This window comes from Microbacterium sp. MEC084 (assembly GCF_004514465.2).
Classification (GTDB): Bacteria; Actinomycetota; Actinomycetes; order Actinomycetales; family Microbacteriaceae; genus Microbacterium.
In genome coordinates, this window is sequence record NZ_MYFP02000039.1 from 1 (window position 1) to 3,333 (window position 3,333).

The 3,333-nt window shown below is 65.1% G+C and carries 5 protein-coding genes; 3 read left to right on the forward strand and 2 right to left on the reverse strand.

Going from position 1 to position 3,333, the window contains the following annotated elements; all coding sequences use genetic code 11:
- Positions 1 to 125: 125 nt before the first annotated feature.
- Both B5M43_RS14770 and B5M43_RS14775 read left to right on the forward strand, forming a co-directional pair.
- Entirely contained in the window at positions 126 to 452 is a 327-nt protein-coding gene (locus B5M43_RS14770; RefSeq protein ID WP_055989124.1) for a hypothetical protein, read from the forward strand.
- Between the two features lie 27 nt (positions 453 to 479).
- On the forward strand, positions 480 to 1,004 hold the full coding sequence (locus B5M43_RS14775) for a hypothetical protein (RefSeq protein WP_134747329.1): 525 nt from the start codon (positions 480 to 482) through the stop codon (positions 1,002 to 1,004).
- Here the strand turns inward: B5M43_RS14775 and B5M43_RS14780 are convergent.
- Complete coding sequence (locus B5M43_RS14780) at positions 1,001 to 2,317, reverse strand: hypothetical protein (protein ID WP_134747326.1); 1,317 nt, start codon at positions 2,315 to 2,317, stop codon at positions 1,001 to 1,003. The genes B5M43_RS14775 and B5M43_RS14780 overlap by 4 nt on opposite strands.
- 231 nt (positions 2,318 to 2,548) lie before the next feature.
- Complete coding sequence (locus tag B5M43_RS14785) at positions 2,549 to 2,890, reverse strand: Lsr2 family protein (protein WP_134747324.1); 342 nt, start codon at positions 2,888 to 2,890, stop codon at positions 2,549 to 2,551.
- Positions 2,891 to 3,134: 244 nt separating this feature from the next.
- Between B5M43_RS14785 and B5M43_RS14790 the strand changes: the two genes are divergently transcribed.
- On the forward strand, positions 3,135 to 3,333 hold a 199-nt coding region (locus B5M43_RS14790), incomplete at its 3' end, for a transposase (protein WP_230668268.1).

Genomic DNA, 3,333 nt, shown 5'->3' on the forward strand with positions numbered 1-3,333 from the left:
ACAATTGTCAGACACGCCCTAAGTGACAGGGGCCACGGCCGCCACGCCGGGGGATTGGTCGACGTCATCACCCGGGGTTACAGTCGTCCACTGAACAAATCTTCGAAGCTCGCACGGAGGGGCTCGTGGGCCAGAATCGCCGGCATCCGCACAACGCGGGGCGTCTCGCCGAGCAGCGTGAGCTACGCGAGGCCCGGGCGAACGGACCGCTGCGCAGGCTGAGCTCCGAGCAGCTGGGGCAGCGCGTGGTGTCGATCGTCCCGGACAGCATGCAGCTGTGGGGCCTGGCGTGGCTGCGCTTCGGCGACGTCGACGTGCGCGCGACCGTGCGTGTGCGCCGCTGGACCGACGATGCAGTGGGCGTCGAGGTCGACGTCGACGGCGAACGCCTGCGCTGCTGGGTCTGGCAGGGCGCCTGTCAGCGCATCGCCGACCAGCGCGCCGGCTGGTGAAGGCGATCTTCTTGGCTCGCAGTCACCATGCAAGAACAGCCTGGCGAGATCCGCGCGCTCCGGTTCACCATTGTTCGCGGGTGCGGCTCGACAGCTGCTGCAGACTTTGCGAGCCTGGTAAGCATGGAGTCGGCGAAAGGATCAGCCACGGCTGGCTGGTTGTCGTTCATCAGTGCTGCGCTGATGATGCTCATGAGTGGCTGCTCCGCGGCCCCAGCCGAGCCCCCTGGGGATCCGGGTGAGCCAGCCGATCCTGGAACGAGACTTGAGGTCCGCGGCTACGAGGATGAGCCGAACTCACCGGCGTCGGTGCGTGCTTATGCGTCCGACGAGTCGCTGGTAGTGATCACGTCCGGCTCTTCGAGCTGCCCTTCGATCCCGGAGATCCTGGCGGTCGAGTCGGAGAAGCAGGTGGTCGAGATTGCCCTCACGGCGTGGCCGGCAGACGTCTGCACCGCCGATTTGGCTCCCCGTACGTTCACGCTCGACGCCGCCCGTGACCTCACGGGCTTCACAGTCGAGGTCACGGACGGCGCCGGCGGTGCTGACTAGGGGATGTAGTTGAGGCCGTACCCCGCGGTCATTAGTTCTGCGATGGGCGCGTACAGCCCGGTGGCACTGCATTTGCGTCCGCCCGTGGCGGATGATCCGGGTTCTCCGGTACAGGTAGCTGTTCCGTTGGACATGCCGCTGATGATGCCGGTGGCGTAGATGCCGCTCGATGTGGAGTAGACCGGGCCGCCGCTGTCGCCGTTTCCGAGCGCGGGGATACCCGTGGCCTGTTGCGTGCGCACGATGTTGTTGTAGCAAGGCAGCCCGGTGTAACAGACGGTCAGCCCCGTGGCCATGATCGTGTTCGAGCACACCGTGCCGCTGAAGCTCCCGGAGTAGCAGACGTTCGCGCCGACGACGCTGTGGATCGCACCCTTAATCGAGTAGACACCGGACCCGGAAACGGTGTGGTCGCCGATGAAGATGCCCGGGAGCATGTGGTCGGCCATTGGGCCCTTCCAGACCGAGACGTCGCCGTTGGACAGCCCGGCGCCGTAGGCGCTGTACGCCTTTGCGACGGGGTATCCGTCCACGGTGGTGTACTTCCAGCTTTGTCCTTCGACTCCGGCGTGGCAGTGATGTGCGGATCCCATGACCGGGACGTTCCCGGACGTCTGCGTCATTCGGTACCCGGTGGTGCAAGCGCTGTTCGCGCCGACGCGCGTCATGACAGCGCCGCTGTAGGTCGAGGGGTTGGCCGCGTGGTTGCGCAGCGCCGGCTGTGCCGCGGCCCCGTACTCGACCGTCACCGTGACGCCTTTGCCCTTGCCCTTGGCCTTCGCCTTCGCGCTGATTTCAGAGCGCGCATCGGCGCTGATTGTGCGGCCGCGGTTGCTCTCATCGAGGACCACACGCACTTCGCTGCCGTCGAGGGAGGGCTCGACCTCGACCACCCGATCTCCGGAGCCGAGTTTGCCGTTGGTGCCCACGATGTCGTTAGCGAGCTCCGCCTTGCCGATCGCATCCAGGACGGCTGGGCGGTGCTCGACAGCGCCGTCGAGCTTGGCTTCGCTCATGGCAGCGGCGAAGGTTGCCTCGTCTGCGGTTGCGTAAACCGCGAGCTTTCCGGTCTCCGGCAGCCACTCGACGGCGGAGATCCCGAGGTCGGGAGACGTGAGCGATGCCTCAAGCAGGGCCTGCGTCACATCCGCCGAAGGATTGCCGTCGGTCCGGAGCTCCGCTCGTTCGGGCTGACCGTCGATCACACCATCCGGAAGAGGGGATGGGATCAGATACGGGCTCCCTGCATTCTCATCGGCTGCCGCAGACGCGGGACCGGCCGATCCGAGCGCGAGCACAGCGACGAACGCCATGCTCGCGAGTACTTGAAAACGTCGAGACCTACGTGGTGAAGCCGTTCGCTACTCCCTTCATCGGCCTCCCCCCGGCGGTAATATCCCACAGCTCGAGCCAACGTAGAAAGAGCCTGACGCGGACACCTCGTGTTCGGGTGCCCTCGATGAGGCCCAGTCGGCGGACCTTCACAAATTGAGTAGGCGAATCCCGTAACGGGATTCGCCTACTGGAAAGAAGGGGAGAGTGGCTCAGGCGTTGGCTTCCTCGTAAGCAGCGACGATGTGCGAGGCGATCCGCCCGCGATCTGACACCTTGTGACCTGCATTCCGTGCCCATGTGCGGATGGCATCGAGGTCGCTACTGCGGGCTCCGCGTCGACGAGCCGGAGTACTCGGGGTTGATGTTCCAGTGCGGCGGGCCGCTTTCACATAGGGCGCCAGATCATCGCGCAGCTTCGCTGCATTGGTCGGGCTGAGGTCGATCTCGTATGTCTTGCCCTCGAGCGAGAACAGGAGAGTTTCACCTTCTCCGGATTCCAGAGGAGTGCCGTCGATGTCGTCGATGAGCTGGTGCACGATCTTGCGGGCCATGATTCGAACCATATAGCCGGAACAGAGAAGCGATGGATTGCATCGCAGGAGAAATAGCGAGCGCCCGGCGAGGCCGCGATCCTGTCGGAGGAACTTGTCAGAGATACCTAGGAGAGGATCGCGTCGCCTCGAGCCGGGCGCCCGCGGTCATGATACCGACGCGGGCTGATCGCTGCAGTCGGTGAGAGTGTGGACTAGGGCGTGTCTGGCAAATAGATCGGCGGTGTGCTGAGAGCCTGTGATCGTGTCGCGGTTTCAGATGCTCTCGGATGCTCAGTGGTCGTTGATCGAGGAGATGCTGCCGCGCCCGACCGGGCGCAAGGGGCGGCCGTTCGCGGACGCCAGGCTGATGGTCGAGGGCATCGTCTACCGGTATCGGTGCGGCATCGCGTGGCGGGATCTTCCCGACGTGTTCGGGCCGTGGCAGACGGTGTGGACGTGGC